This is a genomic window from Lactiplantibacillus paraxiangfangensis (assembly GCF_036246185.1).
Classification (GTDB): Bacteria; Bacillota; Bacilli; order Lactobacillales; family Lactobacillaceae; genus Lactiplantibacillus; species Lactiplantibacillus paraxiangfangensis.
Window position 1 is genome coordinate 1 of sequence record NZ_BTPW01000054.1, and the last position, 1,721, is coordinate 1,721.

The following is a 1,721-nucleotide window of genomic DNA, read 5'->3' on the forward strand; positions in this document are numbered from 1 at the left end:
AAAAACATTTGCGAAGTCAATTCGTGAAAACAATTAATAAATTTGAACCAACTTTTTAAATGAGCTTTTTTAGAACTCATCATTAATTTGAGAGTTTGATCCTGGCTCAGGACGAACGCTGGCGGCGTGCCTAATACATGCAAGTCGAACGAACTCTGGTATTGATTGGTGCTTGCATCATGATTTACATTTGAGTGAGTGGCGAACTGGTGAGTAACACGTGGGAAACCTGCCCAGAAGTGGGGGATAACACCTGGAAACAGATGCTAATACCGCATAACAACTCGGACCGCATGGTCTGAGTTTGAAAGATGGCTTCGGCTATCACTTTTGGATGGTCCCGCGGCGTATTAGCTAGATGGTGAGGTAACGGCTCACCATGGCAATGATACGTAGCCGACCTGAGAGGGTAATCGGCCACATTGGGACTGAGACACGGCCCAAACTCCTACGGGAGGCAGCAGTAGGGAATCTTCCACAATGGACGAAAGTCTGATGGAGCAACGCCGCGTGAGTGAAGAAGGGTTTCGGCTCGTAAAACTCTGTTGTTAAAGAAGAACATATCTGAGAGTAACTGTTCAGGTATTGACGGTATTTAACCAGAAAGCCACGGCTAACTACGTGCCAGCAGCCGCGGTAATACGTAGGTGGCAAGCGTTGTCCGGATTTATTGGGCGTAAAGCGAGCGCAGGCGGTTTTTTAAGTCTGATGTGAAAGCCTTCGGCTTAACCGAAGAAGTGCATCGGAAACTGGAAAACTTGAGTGCAGAAGAGGACAGTGGAACTCCATGTGTAGCGGTGAAATGCGTAGATATATGGAAGAACACCAGTGGCGAAGGCGGCTGTCTGGTCTGTAACTGACGCTGAGGCTCGAAAGTATGGGTAGCAAACAGGATTAGATACCCTGGTAGTCCATACCGTAAACGATGAATGCTAAGTGTTGGAGGGTTTCCGCCCTTCAGTGCTGCAGCTAACGCATTAAGCATTCCGCCTGGGGAGTACGGCCGCAAGGCTGAAACTCAAAGGAATTGACGGGGGCCCGCACAAGCGGTGGAGCATGTGGTTTAATTCGAAGCTACGCGAAGAACCTTACCAGGTCTTGACATACTACGCTAACCTGAGAGATCAGGCGTTCCCTTCGGGGACGTGGATACAGGTGGTGCATGGTTGTCGTCAGCTCGTGTCGTGAGATGTTGGGTTAAGTCCCGCAACGAGCGCAACCCTTATTATCAGTTGCCAGCATTAAGTTGGGCACTCTGGTGAGACTGCCGGTGACAAACCGGAGGAAGGTGGGGATGACGTCAAATCATCATGCCCCTTATGACCTGGGCTACACACGTGCTACAATGGATGGTACAACGAGTTGCGAACTCGCGAGAGCAAGCTAATCTCTTAAAGCCATTCTCAGTTCGGATTGTAGGCTGCAACTCGCCTACATGAAGTCGGAATCGCTAGTAATCGCGGATCAGCATGCCGCGGTGAATACGTTCCCGGGCCTTGTACACACCGCCCGTCACACCATGAGAGTTTGTAACACCCAAAGTCGGTGGGGTAACCTTCGGGGACCAGCCGCCTAAGGTGGGACAGATGATTAGGGTGAAGTCGTAACAAGGTAGCCGTAGGAGAACCTGCGGCTGGATCACCTCCTTTCTAAGGAATATTACGGAAACCTACACATTAGTCGAAACTTTGTTTAGTTTTGAGAGGTCTAACTCTCAAACT

1 rRNA gene is annotated in these 1,721 nt (G+C 49.7%); it reads left to right on the top strand.

Features of this window, described 5'->3' with window-relative positions:
- The first annotated feature begins 83 nt into the window (after positions 1–83).
- Positions 84–1,649: ribosomal RNA gene (locus AAA939_RS15115) — 16S ribosomal RNA — on the top strand.
- Positions 1,650–1,721: the final 72 nt, after the last annotated feature.